The 24138-nt window shown below is 56.2% G+C and carries 21 protein-coding genes and 4 tRNA genes; 7 read left to right on the top strand and 18 right to left on the bottom strand.

Translation table 11 applies throughout. The features are described 5' to 3' along the window. Positions 1-42: 42 nt before the first annotated feature. The 15 genes from rpoB to H8K04_03220 form a co-directional block, all read right to left on the bottom strand. Positions 43-3999, bottom strand: a complete 3957-nt coding sequence (gene rpoB, locus H8K04_03290) for a DNA-directed RNA polymerase subunit beta (GenBank protein UVT16598.1) — start codon at positions 3997-3999, stop codon at positions 43-45. Positions 4000-4121: 122 nt separating this feature from the next. Continuing rightward, complete coding sequence (rplL, locus tag H8K04_03285; protein ID UVT16597.1) at positions 4122-5057, bottom strand: 50S ribosomal protein L7/L12; 936 nt, start codon at positions 5055-5057, stop codon at positions 4122-4124. A 101-nt stretch (positions 5058-5158) separates the two neighbouring features. After that, positions 5159-5851 (bottom strand): 50S ribosomal protein L1, encoded by a 693-nt coding sequence (locus H8K04_03280; protein UVT16596.1) that lies wholly within the window; start codon positions 5849-5851, stop codon positions 5159-5161. Between the two features lie 25 nt (positions 5852-5876). Further along, positions 5877-6302 carry a 50S ribosomal protein L11 gene (gene rplK / locus H8K04_03275; GenBank protein UVT16595.1) on the bottom strand — a complete coding sequence of 142 codons (426 nt, stop codon included), beginning with the start codon at positions 6300-6302 and terminating at the stop codon, positions 5877-5879. Between the two features lie 79 nt (positions 6303-6381). Further along, entirely contained in the window at positions 6382-6918 is a 537-nt protein-coding gene (nusG, locus tag H8K04_03270) for a transcription termination/antitermination protein NusG (GenBank protein UVT16594.1), read from the bottom strand. Positions 6919-6977: 59 nt separating this feature from the next. Continuing rightward, entirely contained in the window at positions 6978-7172 is a 195-nt protein-coding gene (gene secE / locus H8K04_03265; protein UVT16593.1) for a preprotein translocase subunit SecE, read from the bottom strand. A gap of 121 nt (positions 7173-7293) precedes the next feature. Then, positions 7294-7368: transfer RNA gene (locus tag H8K04_03260), tRNA-Trp, on the bottom strand. Positions 7369-7442: 74 nt separating this feature from the next. Then, the gene (rpmG, locus tag H8K04_03255) at positions 7443-7592 is read right to left on the bottom strand and encodes a 50S ribosomal protein L33 (protein UVT16592.1); all 150 of its coding nucleotides are present in this window, start codon (positions 7590-7592) and stop codon (positions 7443-7445) included. A gap of 97 nt (positions 7593-7689) precedes the next feature. After that, complete coding sequence (gene tuf, locus H8K04_03250; protein UVT16591.1) at positions 7690-8895, bottom strand: elongation factor Tu; 1206 nt, start codon at positions 8893-8895, stop codon at positions 7690-7692. A gap of 164 nt (positions 8896-9059) precedes the next feature. Beyond that, positions 9060-9135: transfer RNA gene (locus tag H8K04_03245), tRNA-Thr, on the bottom strand. Positions 9136-9234: 99 nt separating this feature from the next. Continuing rightward, positions 9235-9309: transfer RNA gene (locus tag H8K04_03240), tRNA-Gly, on the bottom strand. A 242-nt stretch (positions 9310-9551) separates the two neighbouring features. Continuing rightward, positions 9552-9637 (bottom strand) — tRNA-Tyr (locus tag H8K04_03235). A gap of 225 nt (positions 9638-9862) precedes the next feature. Beyond that, positions 9863-10756, bottom strand: coding sequence for a hypothetical protein (locus H8K04_03230; GenBank protein UVT16590.1), 894 nt, complete (start codon positions 10754-10756; stop codon positions 9863-9865). A gap of 46 nt (positions 10757-10802) precedes the next feature. After that, positions 10803-12830 (bottom strand): ATP-dependent helicase, encoded by a 2028-nt coding sequence (locus H8K04_03225; protein UVT16589.1) that lies wholly within the window; start codon positions 12828-12830, stop codon positions 10803-10805. Positions 12831-12906: 76 nt separating this feature from the next. Beyond that, positions 12907-13434 carry a DUF4112 domain-containing protein gene (locus H8K04_03220; protein UVT16588.1) on the bottom strand — a complete coding sequence of 176 codons (528 nt, stop codon included), beginning with the start codon at positions 13432-13434 and terminating at the stop codon, positions 12907-12909. Between the two features lie 135 nt (positions 13435-13569). On the opposite strand from H8K04_03220, the gene H8K04_03215 reads away from it, so the two are divergent. The 4 genes from H8K04_03215 to H8K04_03200 all read left to right on the top strand — a co-directional run bounded on the left by H8K04_03215 (position 13570) and on the right by H8K04_03200 (position 18502). Continuing rightward, complete coding sequence (locus tag H8K04_03215; GenBank protein UVT16587.1) at positions 13570-14406, top strand: hypothetical protein; 837 nt, start codon at positions 13570-13572, stop codon at positions 14404-14406. Positions 14407-14468: 62 nt separating this feature from the next. After that, a complete protein-coding gene (gene glgP / locus H8K04_03210; protein ID UVT16586.1) occupies positions 14469-16631 on the top strand; it encodes an alpha-glucan family phosphorylase in 2163 nt (720 codons plus the stop codon). Further along, positions 16625-18034, top strand: coding sequence for a HEAT repeat domain-containing protein (locus H8K04_03205; GenBank protein UVT16585.1), 1410 nt, complete (start codon positions 16625-16627; stop codon positions 18032-18034). The genes glgP and H8K04_03205 overlap by 7 nt, the downstream gene beginning before the upstream one ends. A 12-nt stretch (positions 18035-18046) precedes the next feature. Then, entirely contained in the window at positions 18047-18502 is a 456-nt protein-coding gene (locus H8K04_03200; protein UVT16584.1) for a hypothetical protein, read from the top strand. Positions 18503-18508: 6 nt separating this feature from the next. On the opposite strand, the gene H8K04_03195 is transcribed toward H8K04_03200, so the two are convergent. The 3 genes from H8K04_03195 to H8K04_03185 form a co-directional block, all read right to left on the bottom strand. Continuing rightward, positions 18509-19309 (bottom strand): HEAT repeat domain-containing protein, encoded by an 801-nt coding sequence (locus H8K04_03195; protein UVT16583.1) that lies wholly within the window; start codon positions 19307-19309, stop codon positions 18509-18511. Positions 19310-19379: 70 nt separating this feature from the next. Beyond that, positions 19380-19589 (bottom strand): hypothetical protein, encoded by a 210-nt coding sequence (locus tag H8K04_03190; GenBank protein ID UVT16582.1) that lies wholly within the window; start codon positions 19587-19589, stop codon positions 19380-19382. Between the two features lie 161 nt (positions 19590-19750). Then, positions 19751-20284 (bottom strand): septal ring lytic transglycosylase RlpA family protein, encoded by a 534-nt coding sequence (locus H8K04_03185; GenBank protein ID UVT16581.1) that lies wholly within the window; start codon positions 20282-20284, stop codon positions 19751-19753. 567 nt (positions 20285-20851) lie between these two features. Between H8K04_03185 and H8K04_03180 the strand changes: the two genes are divergently transcribed. From H8K04_03180 to H8K04_03170, 3 genes are read left to right on the top strand one after another with little or no spacing between them, the layout of a single operon-like run. Next, positions 20852-21838: an ATP-binding cassette domain-containing protein gene (locus tag H8K04_03180; GenBank protein UVT16580.1), complete on the top strand. Its 987-nt coding sequence runs from the start codon at positions 20852-20854 to the stop codon at positions 21836-21838. 7 nt (positions 21839-21845) lie between these two features. Further along, positions 21846-22616 carry an ABC transporter permease subunit gene (locus H8K04_03175; protein UVT16579.1) on the top strand — a complete coding sequence of 257 codons (771 nt, stop codon included), beginning with the start codon at positions 21846-21848 and terminating at the stop codon, positions 22614-22616. Next, positions 22613-24136: a GldG family protein gene (locus H8K04_03170; GenBank protein ID UVT16578.1), complete on the top strand. Its 1524-nt coding sequence runs from the start codon at positions 22613-22615 to the stop codon at positions 24134-24136. The genes H8K04_03175 and H8K04_03170 overlap by 4 nt, the downstream gene beginning before the upstream one ends. The last annotated feature ends 2 nt before the right edge of the window (positions 24137-24138 follow it).

Below are 24138 nucleotides of genomic sequence, written 5' to 3'. Positions count from 1 at the left end.
GTGACCTCCTCTGATGCCGGGGTTTCACCGGCACACAAACGGTTAGTCTTGCGTCTTGACCAACTCTACATCGAGTCCCAAGCTCTGTAATTCTTTGACCAACACGTTGAACGACTCAGGCAACCCTGGTTCGAGAAAAGGCTCGCCCTTGACGACCGCTTCGTACATGCGTGACCGGCCCGGCACGTCGTCGGATTTCACGGTAAGGAATTCCTGGAGGGTCGAGGCCGCACCGTAGGCTTGCAACGCCCAGACTTCCATTTCTCCCAGACGCTGTCCGCCGAATTGAGCCTTGCCGCCGAGCGGCTGCTGGGTCACGAGTGAGTACGGACCGATGGACCGTGCGTGGATCTTGTCGTCCACCAAATGGTGGAGCTTGAGCACGTACATATATCCGACCGTCACCGGACTACCGAACGGTTCGCCTGTCTTCCCATCGATCAGTTGAGTTTGACCGCTCGTCGGCAGCTTCGCCTTCTTCAACAGGTCCTTAATTTCCTTCTCCGATGCTCCATCAAACACCGGACTCGCCACCTTGATCCCCAAAGCCCTCGCCGCCCATCCAAGATGGGTTTCCAGAATTTGCCCTACATTCATACGCGACGGCACACCGAGTGGATTTAGCACGATCTCTACAGGGGTCCCGTCCGGCAAATACGGCATGTCCTCCTCGGGCAAAACCCGTGACACGACGCCCTTGTTGCCATGACGACCGGCCATCTTGTCACCGACTTGGATCTTGCGCTTCATCGCGATGTAGACCTTGACGAGCTTGATCACACCGGGAGGCAATTCATCGCCCCGTTTCAAGCGGCCCACTTTCTCGTCGTAGAGAGTCTGGAGGATCTCAATCTGCTCTTTTGCCCGCCGTTCGACGTCTTCCAGTTCCTTTTGTTCGTCAGGATCGCTCAGAATGATGTGCCGTACCGTATCGTCGGGCAATCGTCTGAGAATCTCCGCTGTGAGCTTGCCCTTCTTCTTCAAAATAACGTCGCCGCTCTCCGGATCCATGAGATCGCGGCCTACGACCTTGCCGAGCAACAACTTCCGAATCTTCTTCGTCTTTTCTTCATCAATGATCCGCAGCTCTTCGTGGTGATCACGCTGCAACTTCATCTGGTCATCGGTCTCGATGCTCTTCGAACGTTCGTCCTTGTCGAGCCCTTTGCGCGAGAAGATTTTGACGTCGACCACGATGCCCTCTACCCCGGGAGGCACAGTCAACGATGTATCCTTCACGTCGCCGGCCTTCTCGCCGAAGATCGCGCGGAGCAGCTTTTCTTCAGGGGTCAGCTGAGTCTCGCCTTTGGGCGTGACCTTTCCCACTAGAATGTCACCCGGCTTCACTTCCGCCCCGATACGGATAATCCCGCTCTCGTCCAGATTCCTGAGCGCTTCTTCGCCGACATTGGGAATATCCCGCGTGACGTCCTCCTTACCCAGCTTGGTATCCCGGGCTTCCACCTCGAACTCTTCGATGTGGATCGAGGTGAAGGCGTCTTCGCGGACCAACTTCTCGCTGAGCAAAATGGCGTCCTCGAAGTTGTAGCCCCCCCATGGCATGAACGCGACGAGCACATTTTTCCCCAGCGCGAGTTCTCCGTGATCGATCGCAGGCCCGTCTCCCAATACCTGTCCTTTCTTGACCGGCTGCCCGATTCGAACCACAGGAGTTTGGGTGATACAGGTGTTTTGGTTCGACCGCTGGAACTTGATCAGGTCATAGACGTCTAACCCGGAATCCTTGCCCTTCTTGCCGTCTTTCGCATCGGCCCGCACGACGATACGTGTCGCATCGACACTCTCTACGACTCCGGCTCGACGAGCCTGGATGACATACCCTGAATCTCGAGCGACCACGGCTTCCATTCCGGTCCCGACGAGAGGAGATTCGGACGTGACCAAGGGAACCGCTTGGCGTTGCATGTTGGAACCCATCAGCGCGCGATTGGCGTCGTCGTGCTCCAAAAACGGCACGAGGGCGGTCGCCACACTCACCACTTGCTTCGGCGAGACGTCCATGTACTCGATCTTATCCGGAGCCGCCAACACGAAGTCTCCTCCATGACGACAGGAGACCGTTTCTGAAACCAGCCGCGCCGTTCCATCCAATTTTGAGTTGGCCTGGGCGATGATATATTTGTCACCTTCGATCGCCGAGAGAAATTCAATTTCATCGGTGACGCGCCCCTTGACAACCTTTCGATAGGGCGCCTCAATGAACCCGAACTGGTTGATCCGTGCATAGGTCGCCAGGGATGTAATCAGCCCAATGTTCGGACCTTCCGGCGTTTCGATCGGACAAATTCGACTGTAGTGGGACGGATGCACGTCTCGGACTTCAAATCCCGCCCGTTCCCTCGTGAGTCCACCAGGACCAAGCGCGGACAATCGACGCTTATGCGTGATTTCAGCCAGCGGGTTGGTTTGGTCCATGAATTGAGAAAGCTGACTGCTGCTGAAGAACTCCTTCACGGCCGCGACCACCGGTTTCGCGTTGATCAGATCATGGGGCAATACGGTTTCCATATCGAGGAGATTCATGCGCTCCTTGATGCTTCGTTCCATGCGAACCAGGCCCAGCCGAAACTGATTCTCGAGCAGTTCACCGACCGACCGTACACGGCGATTGCCCAAGTGGTCGATGTCGTCGATTTCGCCTTTTCCGATCTTAAGGTTCACGAGATAGCGAATGACTTCCACGATGTCCTGAGCGGTCAGGGTGCGCTGATCAAGCGGTAAGTCCAATCCCAGCTTCTTGTTCAGCTTGAGCCGACCGACCGGAGACAAATCGTAGCGCTTGGAATTCAAGAACAAATTGTCGAACAACGCCCGCGCCGTATCGACGGACGGAGTCTCACCAGGACGGAGACGGCGATAGATTTCCACCATCGCTTCCTCCTTCGACCCGATCTTCTCCATCTCCAAGGTATCGAGGATCACCGGCGTCGCGGTGGCCATATCGAGATAGATGACCTTAAATTCCTCAACATCGCTCTCGACAATCTGTTCGACGATTTCGGGGGTCAAACGCTGATTCTTTTCCGCCAGCTTGTTCTTCTTCGAATCGAGCAATTCCGTGAGAATGGCACGCCCCACCAACTCGGTCGGGAGCATGGGAATTTCCTTCACGCCCGACGCCTTCAGTTTGGCGATCATGCCTTTCGTCAGCCTGGCGCCTTCCCGGACTAACGGTTCCTTACCGCCCTTGTCCGTCACCTCTGCGGAACACCGAAGCCCATGATGGATGTCCGGGTCCAGCTTGCGGAACATCTTGCCCTTCGATACCCGAATTTCTTCGACCGGGTAGTACATTTTGAGCAAATCGTCGCTCGAAAACCCAAAAGCCTTCAATAAGATCGTAGTCGGCATCTTCCGGCGGCGATCGATGCGCACATACAGAATGTCTCTCGCATCGAACTCAAAATCGAGCCAAGAACCTCGATAGGGAATAATTCGCGCCGAGTACAACACCTTGCCGCTCGCATGGGTGCGTCCCTTGTCGTGCGTGAACGACGCGCCAGGCGACCGATGAAGCTGGCTGACGACGACGCGCTCCGTTCCATTGACGATGAACGTGCCGCGCTCAGTCATCAACGGCAATTCTCCGACATAGACCTCCTGCTCGCGCACATCCAGCACTTTCTTCCGAGGTCCCTTATCCTCCTTATCAAACACCACCAAACGGACACGCAACTTCAACGGAACCGCAAAGGTCATACCCTGCTCAAGGCATTCGCGTTCGTCGTATTTCGGTGTCCCCAACGTGTAGCTCGAAAATTCGAGTACGGCCGTATTGTTATAGTCCGGGATCGGGAAGACACTGGCCAACGCCGCCTGTAGTCCATGATCTTTTCGTCGCTCCGGCTCGACTTCAAGCTGCAAAAATTCTTCGTAGGAACGCTTCTGGATTTCAATCAAATCCGGAATATCGATGTTGGTTCGGATACGAGAAAAATCTTTCCGCTCGACGAACTCTTGTAGAGTCGTTTCGGACATGCCTACTCCTCCACGCGGGTTGATGGTGAACAGCAGTCACCAGTCATAACACGCTCATGAAAAGACGACCGTCGTCAGCCTCACCGACTAACGAATACCCAGTGGCTATGACGAATGCTTGCTTACTTGACTTCGACCTTGGCGCCGCTTTCTTCAAGCTTCTTCTTCATCGTGTCGGCTTCTTCCTTGGTCACCCCGGCCTTGACCGGTTTGGGCGCGCCCTCGACAAGGTCTTTGGCTTCTTTGAGTCCGAGACTGGTGAGCTCGCGCACCACCTTGATGATTTGGATCTTCTTATCAGCCGGAGCGGACGCGAGGATGACATCGAATGCCGTCTTTTCCTCGGCAGGAGCCGCTGCTCCACCACCTGCAGCCGGCGCTGCGGCCATCGCGACCGGAGCCGCTGCCGTCACACCGAACCGCGTTTCCAACCCCTTCACCAGTTCAGCAAGATCGAGCACACTCATGCTTTCGATCGCCTTGATCAATTCTTCCTGCGACAATTTCCCTTCCGTAGCTGGCATGTCCCCTTCTCCTTTCCGTTTATCCTGAATGGCTGCAATGACTCTGACGAACTTCGATAAAACCGCGTTCAACGTATAGACAACACCGCGAATCGGCCCTTGCATGGCCGAGAGCAGCATAGCCACGAGAACTTCTTTCTTCGGCAGTTTCGCAACGGCGGCCAGCTCCGCGGGCTGGAGAATCTTCCCTTCCAGCACTCCGGCCGTCATGCGAATCTTCTCTTCTCGCTTTTCCGCACCGATGAAATCCTTTAAAACCTTGGTCGGCAACACAGGGTCGTCGTATCCGATAACCACCCCGGTCGGACCTTTGAGATGCGCCTTGAGGCCGGCCAACACCGTGCCCTCGGCGGCACGAGCCGCCAACGTATTTTTCACGATACGATATTCGGCCTTTGCCCCGCGGAGCTGCTTTCGCAACTCTGTGACCTGGTTCACAGGCAGGCCGACGCATTCAGTCAAGATGGCGAGACGTGCGCGACCGAATTTTTCGGCCAATTCCGCCACCGCCGTAACCTTCTCTTCCTTTTTCATCGCTCTCCTTCTTCGAAGAATCGCCGCTCATCACTGATGAGTCGTCCACCAGGAACCATGGGGCGCCCCTGAGCGGACACGTGACGAAAGACGTCGTTCGACTAACTCCACTGCTTCGTCAGCGCGACGGTATCCAATTTCACACCGGGACCCATCGTACTGGAAATCGTGGCGCTCTTGAGATAACGCCCTTTGCATGAGGCCGGCTTCGCCTTGATGACGGATTCAAGGATGGCCGAGGCATTGTCGTACAGCTTCGTTGGATCGAAAGACACTTTCCCGACCGGTACGTGCACAATGCCGGCCTTTTCGACCTTGAACTCCACACGACCTTTTCGGATGTCCGCGACAGCCTTTCCAACCTCGAACGTCACTGTCCCCGTCTTAGGATTCGGCATCAATCCCCGAGGCCCCAGCACCTTACCGAGTTTTCCCACCGAGGCCATTAGATCAGGCGTGGAGATCGCGCAATCGAAATCCATCCATCCGCCCTTGATCTTTTCCATCAAGTCATCAGACCCGACGTAGTCGGCACCCGCTTGACGCGCCTCCTGCTCTTTTTCGCCTTTTGCAAACACGAGGACACGAACCTTTTTTCCCGTTCCGTGGGGAAGTGAAGCCGTTCCTCGGACCAGCTGATCGGAGCGCTTTGGATCGATTCCCAGCCTGAGCGCGAGATCTACCGACTCATCAAATTTGGCAAAGGCCGATTTTTTCACGGTTTCAACGGCCTCACGCAATCCATACACGCGAGGCTCAACGTTCTTGATCGCCGTATCCATTTTCTTTCCCATACCTGCCGCTCCTTCGCTCTCGCTATTATCCTTGAATGACGACGCCCATGCTGCGGGCGGTACCCTCGATGATTTTGGCCGCCCCTTCCACATCAGCTGCATTCAAATCCGCCATCTTCTTGCGGGCAATTTCGTTCAATTGCTGTCTTGTGATTTTCCCAACCTTATCTTTCTGCGGCACACCAGACCCTTTGATGATCCCCGCGGCCTTTTTCAGGAGATCCGAAGCAGGCGGCGTTTTCATCACGAAGGTGAAGGTGCGATCCTTGTAGACCGTAATGATGACGGGAATGATACTGTCCCCGTCCTTCTGGGTCTTGGCATTGAACTGCTTGCAGAACTCCATGATATTGACTCCATGCTGGCCCAGCGAGGGACCGACAGGAGGAGCTGGATTGGCCTTGCCAGCCGGAATTTGCAACTTGATCTGCGCCGACACTTCTTTCGCCATGTCTTCCTCTTTCTCCTTACGCGATCAGCAATCAGCCGTTGACGTCAACCATGATCTGGACTGACGCCAGCTGATCGGTCTATATCCGTTCCACTTGTAAAAATCCTAATTCAACCGGGGTCGACCGGCCGAATATGCTCACCATAACCTTCAACCGGCTATGATCCTGATCGACTTCATCAACCACACCGTTGAACCCCAAGAACGGGCCATCGATGATGCGAACATTGTCGCCCTTGATAAACTTGACCTGTTCGCGTGGTTCGGCCTGCCCCGCATCGACTTGCTTGAGCAAGGACTCCACCTCCTCACTGGTCAGCGGTGTCGGCACGGCGCCCCCTCCGACAAACCCTGTCACTTTTGGAGTTTCCTTGATCATTTGCAACGTCTCATCGCCCAATGGAGACTCCAGTTCCACAAGAACATAGCCCGGAAAGAACTTTCGCCGGGAGGTGCGTCGCTTGCCATCCTTAATTTCAATCACATCTTCTGTCGGAACAAGCACCTGCCCGAGCTTCTCGACAAGCCCCATTTGATTCGCACGCTCCACGAGACTGGTCTTCACGCGCCCCTCAAAACCCGCGTACGTATGGATGACGTACCAGTTCTTTGTCATGCACCACCCTCAGGTCTTCGATGAATTACCGCGGAATCTTCTCACTCATTTTCAGGAGGCTAAATGACCTTGCCCACCAACCATGAAAGGAATGAATCGATGACGGACAAGTACAACGACATCAGGATACAGAACACAATGACCACCGTTGTTGAGCCGACGGTTTCTGCACGGCTCGGAAATGAAACCTTTTTCATCTCCGCCCGCACGTCCGTCACAAACAACCGAATCGATTCTGTCATACGCGTAAACATTACGACTCCGCTTCTATCATCCTAATCAAGAACTACCCACCGGCTACGTCAGACCTGTAGTGCCTATCCGACGGCCACACTCAACACCCCCCCCTGACTCCCGGTTCGAGCAAGCTTGGGGTGGCAGGGGCACTAGGATTTGAACCCAGACTCTCGGTTTTGGAGACCGATGTGCTACCATTAACACCATGCCCCTCCCTGAATAGTGCCGAGTCCTGAGTGCCGCGCTAACCGGTTCCTCCACAAACTTCGCACTGCGCGCTCAGTTCGCTATTTCACTTCCTTATGAGGCGTGTGCTTTCGGCAGAACTTGCAGAACTTGTTTCGTTCCAACCGATCCGGATCGTTCTTCTTGTTCTTCATGGACGAGTAATTCCGCTGTTTGCAAAGCGTACACGCCATGTCGATAATTTCTCGCATTGTAATCCTCGTTATTCGTCAACCGTCACAACATCAAGCGAAGGATTCGGCTGCCCGTCTTCTCCGGTTGACCGACCATCGACGTTTGCCGTCCGTTTTACGCCAGAATTTCCGTGACGACCCCGGAGCCGACGGTCTTGCCCCCCTCGCGTACGGCAAACCGTAACCCCTGATCCATCGCGATCGGGCTGATCAACTCCCCCGTCACACTCACGTTGTCCCCCGGCATCACCATCTCGACCCCCGGATTGAGCTGCACCACCCCGGTCACATCCGTCGTCCGGAAGTAGAACTGCGGCCGATACCCGTTGAAGAACGGGGTATGCCGCCCCCCTTCCTCCTTGGTCAACACATAGATCTCCGCCTTGAACTTCGTATGCGGCGTAATGCTCTTGGGCTTCGAGAGCACCATGCCCCGCTCCACGTCTTCTTTCTTGGTCCCCCGCAAAAGCACCCCGATGTTGTCCCCCGCCTGCCCTTCGTCGAGCACTTTGCGGAACATCTCGACGCCCGTCACGATGGTGCTCTGCGTCGGCCGCAACCCCACGATCTCGATTTCATCCCCGACCTTCACGATGCCCCGCTCACACCGCCCCGTCACGACGGTGCCCCGGCCGCTGATGGTGAACACGTCTTCGATCGGCATCAGGAACGGCTTATCGATGGGCCGCTGCGGCGTGGGAATATAGGTATCAACCGCCTCTAACAGCTTCATGATGGCCGGAATCCCCAACGGCCCCTGGTTGCCTTCCATGGCTTGCAGGGCGCTGCCTTGGACGATCGGGGTCTTGTCCCCTGGGAACCCATACTTGGAGAGCAGCTCCCGCACTTCCAACTCGACCAACTCCAACAGCTCTTTGTCGTCGACTTTGTCGGCCTTGTTCAAAAACACCACGATGTACGGCACCCCCACCTGCCGCGCCAATAAGATGTGCTCCCGGGTCTGCGGCATGGGGCCGTCTGCGGCGCTCACGACCAGGATCGCCCCGTCCATCTGGGCCGCTCCGGTGATCATGTTCTTCACGTAGTCGGCGTGGCCCGGACAGTCCACGTGCGCATAGTGCCGGGCATCGGTCTCGTACTCGACGTGGCTGATGGCGATGGTCATGATCTTGGTCGCGTCCCGCCGCCCTTGGCTCTCGCTCGCCTTGGCCACTTCGTCGTAACTGATGAATTTCGCCATCCCCCGATCCGCACACACTTTCGTCAACGCCGCCGTCAACGTCGTCTTCCCGTGGTCCACGTGCCCGATCGTCCCAATGTTCACGTGCGGCTTCTTCCGCTCGTATTTCGCCTTCGCCATACCCCACTCCTTTGTCTAAAACACAAAAGGTAAAATCCCGCCGTGCTCCGTGCCTGCGCTTCGAATCCAGCAGTCCTACATAAAACCAAAAACCCAACACACGAGGCGTCTAGTCGACCGCTAAGATCACTCCTACTTGGCTCCCGATGGTGTCAAGCGCGGTATGGAGCCCACGACGCGGATCGAACGCGTGACCTCGTCCTTACCAAGGACGTGCTCTACCAACTGAGCTACGTGGGCATTCGGCGCGTCAAGGGTCATTCGTGCAACCAGGCTCTCCTCAATCTATTTCAACCACGACGCTTGACGTTGACTCTTACCGCCCTAGCACCAGCTTTTTGGAGCGGGCGATGGGATTTGAACCCACGACAGCCAGCTTGGAAGGCTGGAACTCTACCACTGAGCTACGCCCGCCTACTTTCCCTTCTTCACTCACATATCGATTCAAACCAAAACTCTTAAGGTACGCTTCTGACTCGCCCGCTCTGAAGCTCCCCGGTACGAGCGAGCCCATAAACAAACTTGCAGATCTTATCCCGTCGCCAAGAACAATATGATCGGCTCCCGGTCGAGCAAGCTTATGAAAAACCCAACCACTGGAGGCGCCTATCCGGCTCGCCCACTTGCACGCTCGCCGGAACGAGCGAAGCTTGGTTTGGTGGGCAGGCAAGGATTCGAACCTTGGAAGACATAAGCCAGCAGATTTACAGTCTGCCCCCTTTGGCCGCTTGGGTACCTGCCCGCAATGTTTCATTGTTCTATGCAAACCAAATTTGCAGCACAAATAGAGGACGTTCTCACCGACCAATCGTTCAACAAAGACAAGTAGGCCTACCCGCGCACAACTCTCTTTCTCGAATCATTGAAGATTGATCCGCTGAGGTGCTCGGACAGGCTAGATCACGAAATGCTGGATTCTATTGATGAACTTTCTCCGTGTCAAGAGGAGAATTCGGCTCGGGTCCTTTTAATTTGTCGTGTCATTGGAACTCGGACAGTTTGTGACCCTGGAGAATCCAGGCAACGTTTCCAATCGATCAATAAAATCATATTGAAAACCAAGCGCTTGCCTCATTAAGAGTATCGCCTCCTCCATGCTGAGCTGAGACGGCTTGCTCAAATATCTCTTCTGCGCGAGGCGCCGTTCATCGGGATCTTCTGGGACGTAATACCCACGAAGCTCTCCGTTCTCAAATGCCACGTGGAATCGGCGTGTCCATTCATCGCCCTGTCGCCGCTCTTGAAACATTGATTTGCCGATCTGGCGCTGCACTTCAAGCTGGTTCCACACCGCCCAACCAATGAAGACCGCCCACGTTTCATTGAGCGCTTCCCACGACTCTCCCGGCGTCAAGTAGCGCGATTCCGTCTCATCTTTTCGCTGGGCGATCGGAGTGATCTCGACTTCTCCATATCGACAGGCTTGCCACTCTCTCGCGAAGCGCAGGAGTCCTTCGGAGCGCTGGCCGGTCTCACTGACTGCCAAGTAGTCCATATAGGCATGGAACAGTTCATGATAGAGCACTTCCAACTCCTTGTGTGTCATCTTGCCAAGCGGTTTGAGCGTCCTTCCAGCGGCGTTAAATGACAACGACCGATTAAGGACCATTCGATGCTCACCGAGATGGTATTCGGCGGCGTAGGTCCGAAGATCATCGAATTCGAAATGAATAAAATCAGATGGGAGCGCTTTCAAAAACTTAGTCGGCAATCGTAAGCGTTCCACGTCATCGATGAGACGTACCCATGTCTGGCCCGCACTCCGCTCTTCATTCGACGAGATGGCCGAGGCTTCTGCGAGGAAGGCCGACCCCGACCAGCAGCACCACACCAGAAGCAATCTGATCGAGAGGTCACTCATACTGGCAGGGAAGGAAAACCGACACGCAACGCCGGAAACTGCGTGATTAATAGTACGGGTCTCGTGCCATCCCCCAGTCCTCTCGCCCACCCTCCTCTATCAATGCGAGTGTATCGAGAAGATCCGTGGACACATGGTCCAGAAACCTCGAAGGCCTTGAAAGCAACATTCCGCTGGTCCTGTCGTACACGTTGATGGGATACGTTAAAAACAAATGGCGCTTCGCTCGAGTCACGGCCACATAGAAGAGCCGCCGCTCTTCTTCCAATTCGTCATCCGTGAGAAAGGAATAGGCGGACGGAAACCGACCGTCCACCACCCAAATCACAAAAACGCACTGCCATTCCAGTCCCTTTGCGGAATGAATCGTCGAAAGCACCAGCCGTTCATCATCGCGATCAGGCGCCTCCACATCCACAGCACTGCCATCCGGCGGCTCCAGCGCCAAATCGGCGAGAAACTCATCGATGCCATGATACCCCTCGGCAATCGTGTGGAGGTGATCCAAATCTCTCGTACGCTTCGGATAGTCGTCGTACTGATCCTTGAGGATCGGAAGATAGTACTCGTAAATGTGATTGACCTGTTCAGCGGGCTGCCGGTCATCCGATCCAGCCAGGCTCTCCAAGGTATTGGCTAGATTCTTGAGACCTTGTCCGGAACGGCCACTCACCCCACGCAGCACGTCAAAGGGCCGTTCAGCTTTCACGATCGCAGCGAGTAAGTCCTGGGCCTTCTTCGGTCCCACACCTTCCACCAACATGAGGACACGATGCCAGCTGACCGTATCAAGTGGATTCGAGACCACTCGCACATGGGCCAGCAAATCCTTGACATGCGCCGTTTCGATAAACTTCACGCCCCCGCGTTTGATAAAGGGTAACCCCTTGCGCGAGAGTTCGATTTCCAGGTCAAAGGAATGAAAACTCGACCGAAACAGCACAGCCACTTCGCTCAGCGGCACTCCCTCTTCCCGCAACTCAAGAATCTTCTGCCCAATGAACCGTGATTGCGCATTTTCTCCGGCTGCTTCGACCAATGCCGGCAACGGCCCGTCGATCTTTCTCGTGAAGAGGCGCTTCGTATACTTCTCCGCCGCTTCCTCGATAATGCAGTTGGCCAAGTTCAAAATCGGCTGGGTGCTGCGATAGTTTTCTTCAAGCTTGTAGATCGTCGTGCCGGGAAACAGCACGGGAAAATCCATGATGTTTTTAAAGGTCGCGCCTCGGAACGCATAGATGGATTGAGAATCATCGCCGACCACCATCACATTCTGATGTGCCGCCGCCAGCTGGCGAATGACCTCGGCCTGCAAGCGATTCGTATCCTGGTATTCATCCACGAGGATGTAGCGATACTGACGGGAAATGTTCGCGCGAGCCGCCTCATCCAGCAAGAGCAGCTGCCGCAGCATGACCAACAGATCGTCGTAGTCCAACAGTTGTTTCTGGCGCTTCGCGGTTTGATAGGCTTTCTGAAGCCGCCCGAGATCATCGGAGTGATCGGCGAAATGGCTGAACTCCTCCAAAATAATCTCATCGAGACTGCACAGGGTGTTCTCGCTCTTGCTGATTATTTCCATGATCGTTCCCTTGCGGGGAAAGCGCTTGTCTTTTTCGTTCAGACCAAGCTGCGATCGGACTAGAGCGATCAAGTCTTCCGCATCGCCCCGATCCAGAATGGTGAACCCGGGCTCGACACCGATGGATCGGCCGTGCCGCCGCAGCAGCATGTTTGCCACCGAGTGAAACGTCCCGCCGCAGACCCGCCGGCTGCTCATTCCGATCAGGTCGCCGGCGCGCTCCAACATTTCCTGTGCCGACTTCCTCGTAAACGTGAGGAGGAGGATGTTCGATGGGTCCACGCCGGAGTCGATCAAATAAGCCACGCGATAGATCAATGTGCGCGTCTTGCCGCTTCCAGCACCCGCAATGACCAGCGAAGGACCATCGCCCGCCGTTACTGCCGCCAGTTGCTGGGGGTTTAACGCCGCAGCATAGTTGATGGTCAACTTGCGCGGTACGGCCTCCTCGGCAGGCCGCTTCAACACATAGGTTTTAACGTCTCTTTCCATGGAGGTACGGGAAGGAATTGTTAGCTGATTCGATCATTCGGGAAGGGTTGTTCTATATCATACTCCGCCGATATTTTCACAGCGACATCATTGCCCACAACTTGATCACCAGCCAAACCACGAAGACAATCAGGAACATCAGCAGTGCCACCGTACCTCCGATAATTCCGACCACATAGAACCAATCGGTATGGGTCTCACGGCCCGGTTTCATCGCAGCCTCGCGAAGCAGCGCGGCATTCCTCGCGTGACTTCGGAACCAAACCGAGAACAGATCTCCGACAATCGGAACCGCCCCCACCGTACCGTTGAGCAATAAATTGAGACTCATGCGGGCCAGCACGATGCGCGGCAGTTGCAAACGCGTCGCCAGCGCGAGGATGATCGTGCCGATGAGATTGGCCAACATGTCGCCGATTCCGGGAATGAGTCCCAAGAGCGGATCGAGTCCTAAATAGATCGACGTTCCTGGAATCTTGATCGTGGTATCCAGCGCCTTGGCAAGCATGTCCGCAATCGCGAGCAGGTCTTCGCGCGCCTCATCACGCGGCAACACCTTTACGCGAGGCTCCGACTCCGCATCCTGCGCTGGACTGAATTCCATCTTAAAACCCCTCTGACTTCGTTGGACTCACTCTATCGGAAGGGATGGGTTACGGCAACATCGCGGGAAACCATCCGTCACGCTTTGAATGCCGCTCCGGTCTCCGCTATAATCCGCGCTTTACAAGGAGAATTCATGGCCGCTGCCAATACTCAATATAAGGAACAGCTTCGCCAACTGGCTGAACTGATGCTTGCCGTGTCGGGCGAATCGGTCACGATGATGAAGCGCAATGCCCCCGAACAGGCGCTGAAGCTTAAGCGCCAGGAGGAATGGGGCATCTACCTGGAATTCCTTAAAATCATGTTCAATCTCACGGACCGATTGGTGGCTCTGCACGTCCCATTGAAGGACCAGATGGAGTTCATGAACGGGTTGGAAGACGCCGTAACGCAACAATTGAAACGCGCACTGGAACCGGCGTTCGGGACCAATGCGGATCAGATGGAAATCGTGTTGACCATCGGCACCACGGTCGCGGAGAGCCGTCAGGTGTATGAAAAATACAAATTCTTGATCACGGAAGACTCTAGGATCAAGAATGAGATGTTTCATGACTTCGGCGAGAAAGTAACGGAAGCCCTCGGAGCGCCCGGCAATGTCCAGTTGAGCTCAGCCGCAACACTCTGTGCCAGCGCGGCGGTCCCCGCGCTCAGCGCGGTGTTGCAAGGACACGCGCCACCTTCTCCTGAAATTGCGCAAGGGGCGCCTACGTCTGACCAACCTGCGATCGGGCAACAGCGATCGACCGGTCAGGACATTAAGCTTGTCAGCCTGATGTCGAGCGTATCGGGCGAAGAGGTTGAGACACGCTGGGGCCTTCATCCGCAATTCCGCAACGACCTGACGCCGGCCGAACTGCAGCAACTCACCAAACTGCTGAACCAGGTTGCGAAAATCCTTGGCGAACGTTATGCCGCCGTGGCATTCTCCGAAGAATGGGCCTCGTGGCATAAGGCAGGACATGCCTGATCCGAACCCGTGGTCGCCCCCCACAGCCTGTATCCATGGCTTATTTGAACTAAGGAGTGTTTGTGGATTCTCAGAATAATGACGTAACCAGTTCCTCCAATCCTCTCCCCCAGAGCCTCAACCGCCTGCCTGAACTGGCGCGGAACCTGTGGTGGAGCTGGACCTTGGAAGCTCGTCAACTGTTCGAAGTGATCGATCCGACCTTGTGGTTTCTCACCAACCATAATCCGGTCAAACTCCTTGCTGATGTCAAGACGGACCGGCTCACGCGCTTGGCCGAGGATCCCGCGTTTCTCCGTCAATACTCGGCCGTGTTCCGCCTGTTTGACGAGTATCTTGCCAACAAAAAGAGTTGGGTGGGAACTCACCATGCCGACATGACGAAGACGACCATCGCCTACTTCTCGGCCGAATTCGGCTTACATGCCTCCGTTCCCATTTATAGCGGCGGCCTCGGCATCTTGGCCGGTGACCATTGTAAGGAGGCGAGCGATCTGGGTTTATCGCTCGTCGGTATCGGATTCATGTATCCGCAAGGCTATTTTCGCCAACGGATTACGCCGGAAGGATGGCAAGAGGCGGCCTACGCCCCGTTCAACCGTGACGAGTCGCCAGTGCATCCGGCGCTGACTCCCGCAGGAGAGCCTTGCCGGTTTGCGGTCGAGATGGGCAACCGCCGTGTGACCGCGGCGGTCTGGAAAGTATTGGTAGGGCGGATCCCGCTCTTCCTCATCGATACCGACGTGCCGGAAAACAGTCCCGAAGACCGCGCTCTTTCGGCTCGTCTGTACGGCGGCGATCAGGAAATGCGGCTGTGTCAAGAAATCTTGCTGGGCATCGGCGGCGTGCGCATGCTGCGTTCGCTCGGTATCTCACCATCAGTCTGGCATGCCAATGAAGGTCACTCAGCCTTCCTCACACTGGAGCGAGTACGCGAACTGGTCCAAAAGGGTTCATCCCACGCGGAAGCCAGCGAACTTGTCCGTCAGAGCACGGTCTTCACGACGCACACACCCGTGCCGGCCGGGCACGATGTATTCCCGCACTATCTGATGGATCGATACTTTGCAGGCTATTGGGAACAATTGAGCCTTTCGCGTGACGAATTTCTCCGACTCGGTGAAACTCCCGAGTCGCGCGGACAAGGCTTCAACATGACCGCCCTGGTCATGCGCCTGTCGGCCCACGTCAACGGCGTAAGCCGCGAGCACGGCCGCGTCACGCGCGAGATGTGGCACCACTTCTGGCCAGGGTTACCGACCGACCAGATACCGATCCGCAGCGTGACGAACGGGATTCACGCGCCGACATGGATCTCGCCGGAACTCCACCATTTGTACAGCAAATCACTCAGCCCGACCTGGACACACACCTGCGACGATCCGGCCATGTGGCAGCGGGTGATGGATATCCCAGATCATGAACTGTGGACCGTTCGACAAACAATGAAGCGGAAGCTGATGGGGTTTATCCGCGATCGAGCCAGAAACGGCTGGATGCATGGACACCTGCAGCCGTCTCAAGTCCTCACACGCGGCACGCTCCTGGATCCCGAAGCGTTGACGATCGGATTTGCCCGACGATTCGCGACCTACAAGCGGGCAACTTTACTCTTCCGAGACCTGGACCGGTTGAAGGCTCTCCTCCAAGACCGATGGAAGCCGGTGCAACTGATCTTCGCGGGAAAGGCCCACCCGGCCGATGAACCAGGGCGATACTTCATTCATGAAGTGTTGAGCTTCTGCCATGATCATAAGCTGGGAGGTCGCGTCGCATTCCTTGAAGATTACGAGATGCATATGGCGAAGTATCTCGTCCAAGGCGTCGACATTTGGTTGAACACCCCTCGATTTCCGCTGGAAGCCAGCGGTACCAGCGGAATGAAAGCCGCCCTGAACGGCGTGTTGAATCTGAGTGTTCTTGATGGATGGTGGGTCGAGGGATACAACGGGGCCAACGGCTGGGGCATCCAGCCGTTGAGCGAGCAGGCCGATCCGCAAGCTCAAGATCACCACGATACCGAACAGCTCTATCGCATGTTGGAACAAGAAGTCGTGCCGCTGTTCTATCAGCGCGATCGTGACGGCATTCCCCGAGGTTGGCTCCAAATGGTCAAAGAATGCATCCGTACCATCGCACCCCAGTTCTGCACCACGCGTATGGTGAAAGACTATGTCAGTCTGATGTACCGTGGCGCCACGGTACGCCTGCCGACGACATGGTAGCTCGGTTCGACGTTGCAGCTCGGCGTCACCGAGAGCATCCAGGGGTCGACCCACTCCGGACCCGGCTGGTACGAGGCGTGCTCCTTCTCAGTCTCATCACAACCCCTCTCTATGCCGCCTCGGCAGAAACTCCTGCCGCGGTCGAAACGAAAGCTGAGGCGCTTTTCAAAGCCGGTGACTACCCAGCCGTCACGGCTCTCTTCCGAGAGCTGCCACCTGATGCCAGGCCGTCGCGACAGTTCCTCCGCCTTTCCCTGTTGAGCTATGTCCGCACTGGGCGGACAGATGAAGCGCTCGCTATTTATGGGAAGTTGAACCAGCCGGGACAGGCTTACGACTCTTCGCTCCTTCGTCCCTTGGCGCTCAGCGTAATTACCAGCCATGTTCGGGACCGGAAAGAGCATGTTCGTATCGCAGCCTATTCGGCATTGGCGGACTTGGGCCTGCCGGAGACCGCAGCGTTGTTAGAGGATGGCTTGCTTGACACCTCGATAGTCGTACGGGCGCGCGCGGCAGAGGCGATCGGGAAAGCCGGACTTGCCGCGAAGTCCGGCGCGTTGCGCCGCGCGCTGCGTGATGAGATGCCGACCGTCCGCATCGCCGCGATGACCGCATTGGGAGAAGCGAACGCCGCCGATGTTCGGCAACGGTTGCTCGACGTTGCGCGCACTGAAGACGGACCTGAAGCCATTTTCGCGTACGCAGCCCTGTTCAAACTGGGCCATTCCGAGAAGCTGGACGACATCACCAGCGCGGCCACGTTACCGGATGCGGAATCGAGAATGGCGGCATTGGGTGTCTTGGGGCGCCTGAAGCGCCCGGCGAGTCTGGCGGTCCTTGGCCAAGCTGTGTATGATCCCGATCCATCCGTGCGTGCCTTCGCTGCCGGAGCGTTGGGAGAATTCGGTTCCCCCGGCGGTGTGGCCCCGTTGACGCATGCAATCGGGGACGAAATGGCGATGGTTCGCGGCGTGGCCGCGGCAAGTCTGGGGAAACTCGGGATCAAGGAAAACCGGCCTCTGCTGATGGCGCTCACCAGGGATCCGAATTTTCACGTCCGTGCCAATGCCGCAGAAGGGCTGCTGCGCCTCGGAGAGGCCTCGGCGATTACTCTCGCATCCGATCTGGCCCGGCACCCCGACCCTTCCATTCGCGGCGCCGCAGCGCAGGCCTTGAGCGCATCCTCGGACGAACAAGCGCTGACGGTTCTACAAACCCTGCTGCAGGATCAGCAGCCGCTTCCTCGCCTCATGGCCGCCAAGGCCTTGCGAAAAGGCAGTGACCACGCGGTTCCCGCACTGGTGAGAGGGTTACACGACTCCGATGAAGCCGTGCAAATCGCTGCGGCGAACAGTCTGTTACAACAGTTCGGCCGGCTGAACCCATCAACACGTCGCCGCTGACTGAGGACCTCCATGGCCAAATTCTTGAGTGTCCTGGTGTTGCTCGTCAGCGCATTCGGAGCGGGCTACTATCTCGGACAACGGCCCGTCGGAACGCTGCAGAAAACGGTCTTCGACCTTCAACAGACGTTAAAGGATTTGTCTCGAAACGTATTGGATACGACGCTCGGGATCGAGCGTGATCTCCGCAGGCGTCAAGGTCTCGTGGAGGCCAAGTCCCGCTTAGTACAGGCAAAAGCGCACCTCGTCGAACGAAACTTCGGCGACACGGCGAAAGAACTGGCTGAGGCCATCAATGCCGTGGAAGCCACCACGAAAGGGACCAAGCCGGATAGCTCCACCAATGCCCTAGCGGATCTGGCTGGAGCACTGCGGGAGGCACGGTTGGAAATCGCGATGGGGAAGCCGGTATCGTTGAAGAAACTGGATGAGTTACAGCACCGGATGGATCAACTGCTCAATAAGTAGACGGGGTCAGGCATTGGCCGGTTGAGAGATCGGCTGTTTCTTCCACTTCGCCAAAATGCGTTCCACCCGCATCTTGACCACCATATCGGGATCCTTGAGCAGCGGCTTGATCGCTTCGCGGCCTCGTTCGTCGCCGATCGATTCCAAGGCGGCAGCCGCCGTCAACCGCGTGAACCAGTCTTTATCGCCAAGCATTTCAATCAACGGATCGATGGCTTCGCCGCTCTTAATCCTTCCCAACGCGAGCACTGCGCTCTTGCGGACATTTTCATCCTTGTCGCGAAGCGCCACAATCAACTTCTCAACGGACGGCCGACCCAGTTGGACCAAGGCCTCGATGGCATCATCCTTAAACTCATCGTTCCGAAGTTGGAGCATCAGAGGATCGAGCACGCGTTCATCGCGGATTTTGCCGAGCGCAGCAATGGCATACTTGCGCACTTCCCAGTCACGGAGCAATTTGAGGAGTGTGTCGACGGCGGGAGAGCCCACCTGACTCAATGCTTCAATCGCAACTTCTCGGACCTGCCAATCACCGTCGCGCAACGCGCGGGTCAATGGCGCCACACAACGCTCGTCACCCATCTCGCCGAGTGTGATGATAGCTTCTCGGCGGACCACCCAGTCAGGATCGTTCAGGAGGTCGATCTGAATATCGATCTCATCTTTGACCTGCTCTTCTTCAAGCGCAACAGGATCCTGGCCGACGGTGGCCGCGTCAGGCTGGGCAGGTGATTCAGCCTGGGTCGGATCGGCGGCAACGCCACCGAGTGGCTCATCACCGGCCTGCTGGTTGAGAGGATTCATATCCTGAGATGAGTGTTTCGGTTCTTGTTCCATTGGATCAGTACCGGACACGACTGCGGGACCCGATAGACTACGCAGGAGTTGCCGCCGCAGCTTTGCTCCCGGCCGCCCGCTTTTTTCGCAGTGCAAGCGCCCGCCGCTTCCGCTGCTCCCTCTTCAATCGTTTCTTGAGTGATCTTACCGCGGCATCCCCTTCCGGATTGCCGTGGTTGGTGAGCTTCGCTGTAATCTTCTTTTTCAACCTGGCTTCATCCGGTTCCGCGGCTCGCTTCTTGGCCATCGATCTGTGCCTCCCCTTCGATTAGACTCAAGTATTATACGGTGATGACGAGAAGGTGCAGTCTAGTAGAGAGCTTTGCGCACTGTCAACCTCGAGTGGACAACCAGCCTACAGGGTCGTTGGCAAGGAGCTGACCGGGAAGCCCGCGGGATAGGATGAACTTAGTTGATGACCAATGAGGCGACCGGAACCTGCGCCGGATGATCCGCAACGAGCATCGCAAGCGCCCAGCGATTGCGCCTCTCGATCCAAAGATCGCCTATGAAATTTCGAGCTGGAGAAGCCATGCCAGGGGAAGTCCGGTCAAATTCCGGCCCGGCAGCGGCAAGAAGTGACGTAGCTCGTTCTGAGAATCGTTCTGAAAGCAAGATCAGCTCCGGATGGCGCTCACCAACGATCTCCACTTGCACATGCGCCAACCCTTCATGCTCCATACCCAACTGCACGGCCGCACGACGGGAAAGATCAAGAATCCGACCTTTTTCGTAAGGACCACGGTCGGTAATCCGCACATAGAGGTGTTTCCCATTGGTCAAATTAACCACACGCACCACACTCCCAAGAGGAATAGTTCTATGCGCAGCCGTCAGGGCTTCCATATCGAATAGCGCGCCGTTCGCAGCTTGTCTTCCGTGAAACTGTTCACCGTACCATGAAGCCACTCCTCGATCCTTGATCCCGACATCGAGTTGCATATCCCCTTTGGGGATCCAAGAACAGGCCCCCAACGAAAGACATAGAACTATTGCACAATGCTTATACGATGAAGACCAGCTTCTGTAATGGATGTCTGTGTACATGCTGCGTATCGCCTCCCTTTGGCTTGCTATCGACCGTTCGTCGTACACGTCGATATCAGGTTATGAGAGGCCTAGGACTTCAACAATACCGACTGGAGTATCCGCCACCCCCACCTCCGTATGGAGTCAACCGATTCCGTTATCAAGGGGGAAAACACAGGCAACGGCAAGAAGCTGGCCTGCGGCGCACCTCTATATAAAGGAGAAGTGCGTCTAAATCAACACCTTGGGAGTGGAATAGATTGGGCAATGAAGACGAAGAGCTATCGACGAGCACAGGGTGACGAACGTTCACGTCCGAATAGCCATACCACAGCGCCGTCGTGTTTCCTCATGACGTTTGGTCCTTGTGGCCGTATTGACTGCTCCCGACGGAGTGAGTAAGATCCCCGAGGCAATGCTATCGTACTCTAGAGCGGTACCGCTCCATTCTCCACGGTTGCTCACACCGATATCGCATTCGTGATCGACGTTCAGAACATTACCAAACGATACGGCCATCACACGGCTATTGATCGCGTCACTTTCTCCGTGGCCAAGGGAGAAGTCTTGGCGTTCCTTGGTCCCAACGGCGCGGGTAAAACGACTACCATGCGGATCCTGACTTGTTTCATGCCGGCGACGGAGGGCAGTGCGAAAGTGGCCGGCTATGACTGCACCGATCAACCACTGGAGGTCAAGCGGCAGATCGGATACCTACCGGAAACTCCACCGGTCTATCAAGAACTGACGGTCACCGAATATCTGACCTTCGTTGGACGACTTCGCGGGATCACAGGATCTAAGCTGACATCCGCGCTCGACCAATCAGTCGGACGGCTCGAAATCGGCTCCGTACGTCACCGGCTGATCGGCAACCTTTCCCGTGGGTATCGTCAGCGTGTAGGACTGGCACAAGCGCTACTGCACGATCCCCCGGTACTGATCCTCGACGAACCGACGGTCGGTCTCGATCCCAAACAGATCATTGAAATCCGGGAACTCATCAAGAGCTTGGCCGGCTCGCATTCAGTCATTCTCAGCACCCATATCCTCCCGGAAGCGACGGCGGTCTGCCAACGAGTGGTCATTATCAATAAGGGGCGGATCGTCGCGGAGGATACTCCCGAACAATTGTCGGCCCGGCTGCGTCAATCGGAGAAAATTTCGATTACCCTCAAGACATGCCCGGCCGACTGCGAGATGAAGCTCCGCACGATCTCCGGCATCTTGAATGTTCTCCCAGGGCAGGCAGGGGGCACTTTCCTCATCGAGTGCGAACTGGGTCACGATCTGCGGGACGAGATCGCACGTGTGGTGGTCTCAAACCAGTGGGGATTGCTCGAACTCCGCACCGTGTCTATGACATTGGAAGACGTGTTTCTCCAACTCACGCGCCACGAGGACCATCTCTCAGAGCCGGCGGAAGCCATGGTCAGCACGGCCTCTGCTGAAAGGACGGACGCGTAGAAACCCCATGACCCCGGTGCAGGCCGTCATCGCCAAGGAACTGCGTGGGTATTTCGTATCCCCCATTGTCTACGTGGTGGGGGCCGTCTTTTTACTAATTTTTGGACTACTCTCATATCTGTATGTCGGATTTGCCGGGGCGCAAGCCATCCAATTGATGCAGATGCAGGGAGGGATGGCCCAGATTAACTTGAACGATCTGGTCTTTCGAAATCTCTTCGCCAGCATGCGTATCGTCCTCCTGCTCATTCTGCCTATTCTCACCATGCGATTGTTCGCGGAAGAGCGCAAGCTTCGGACGTTTGAGTTCCTGATGACGTCGCCCATCAGGATCAATGAGATAGTCATCGCCAAGTTCGTCAGTGTCTTTCTGGTGTATCTCGGCCTCTTGGGACTAACCGTGCTGGTCCCGACTGTATTGATGCTGTTCAGCGATTTCGATTGGAACCCCATCTGGACCGGCTATCTGGGGATGGTGCTGCTGGGAGCCCTCTTTCTTTCCGTAGGAGTGTTTGCGTCGGCGTTGACGGAGAACCAGATCGTCGCCGCCTTTGTCAGCTTCGGCATGCTGCTGACGATCTGGTTGATCTCCGGGTTAGGCAGCCTCTTCGGCGACACCCCTGCAGGCCGAATCATCTCGTATGTCTCCTTCATGGAGCACTATGAGCGTCTGGTGCGGGGACTCATCGACACAAGCGATCTCGTGTATTTCGGAAGTGGACTGGCGCTCATGCTGTTCCTCACACATCGAGTCGTGGAATCGACACGCTGGAAATGAACCTGAAATCCCTTCCCTTCGGCCTGCTCGGAGTCGTGCTCGGAATCGGGGGCATGATTGCGTACAGCCTTAGACCTGATTGGCTGTGGGCGGTCACGATCGCGGAAGGGTTGGGATTGCTCTGCCTGGTGCTGTTCTTTGTCTTGCACTTCGAGACCGTCAAAGCCTTTTCCGGCCGGCGTTCGACCAAGATGGGGCTGAACAGCTTTCTCATGATCGTGCTCGTTTCGGGTATTCTGATCATCGTGAACTTTTTGGCGTCTCGGCACTCGATACGCTGGGACCTATCGGAAAACCAGAACTTCACGCTCGCACCGCAAACTCATCGGATCCTGAGAACCTTGGCGCGCGACGTCAAAATCACCGTCTTCACGAGGGAAAAAGATCCCGGCTACCAGGCCTATAAGGAGCGACTGGAGAGTTATCGACAAGCCTCCACGAAGCTCGCCGTAGAGTTCATCGATCCGGAGAAACAGCCAAAGCTCGCCCAAAACTACGGAATTTTCCGAACCGATACCGCGATTTTTGAGAGCAACGGCCAAACGATCCGCGTCACCTCACCGTCGGAAGTGGAATTGACCGGTGCCCTGCTTCGGATATCCAAGGACGCCAAGAAACGCATCGTGTTTGTCGAGGGGCACAGCGAGTTGAGTGTCGAGGATAAGGATCGCAACGGCCTTTCCCTTGCCAAAGAAGCCCTGACTCGCCAAGGCTATGAAGTCGGCACTATCTCGCTCCTGAAGGAATCGGCCGTGCCGGACAACACCTCAGTGTTGGTCTTGGCCGGCCCACGCCGCGCCGTGATGAAAGAAGAGCAGGATCGTATTCAGACCTACGTCGAGAAGGGCGGCCATCTTTTGGTTCTGGCCGATCCCGATACTCAGACTGGTTTGGAGTCACTACTCGCCCATTGGGGACTCGGCTTGGGCCCCGGGGTCTTGGTGGACTTACAGGATCGATTGGCCCAGGGAGACCTTACCGCGCTGTTGGTCAGAACGTTCACTGAACATGAGATCACCCAGGATCTCACCTCTGCCGTGCTGTTGCCGCTGTCCCGACACGTGATGTTCGACGAACTCGTCGGAAAAGACTGGGACTTCGTGCCGCTGGCCCGTACGTCGCCGAACAGCTGGGCTGAAACAAACATGCAGGGCCGGGTCGTGAGCCTGAACGAAAAGGAAGACGTGAAAGGACCGCTACCCATGGCCGCAGCGCTGGCGCCTAAGAAGGCTCCTGAAGAAGGGAAACCGCGTCCGGCTATCGTGGTGATCGGCAACTCCACGTTTGTGTCCAACGCGTTTTTCAATTTTCCCGGCAACAGCGACTTTTTCCTCCACACGACGGGTTGGCTCGCAGAAGAACGCGACTTGATTTCCATCGCGCCAAAGGAGCCTGCGTTGCGGCCCTTCACGCCTAACCCCACGCAGGAACGCGCGTTGATTTACATTCAGGTCGTCTTCCTTCCGCTCATGACGTTTCTTACCGGCATCATCGTGTGGAGAAAACGCCGCCGCCTCTAGCC

The sequence above is a fragment of the Nitrospira sp. genome (assembly GCA_024760525.1).
Classification (GTDB): Bacteria; Nitrospirota; Nitrospiria; order Nitrospirales; family Nitrospiraceae; genus Nitrospira_D.
The sequence above is the reverse complement of the archived record's forward strand: the minus strand, read 5'-3'. Positions and strand labels throughout refer to the sequence as shown.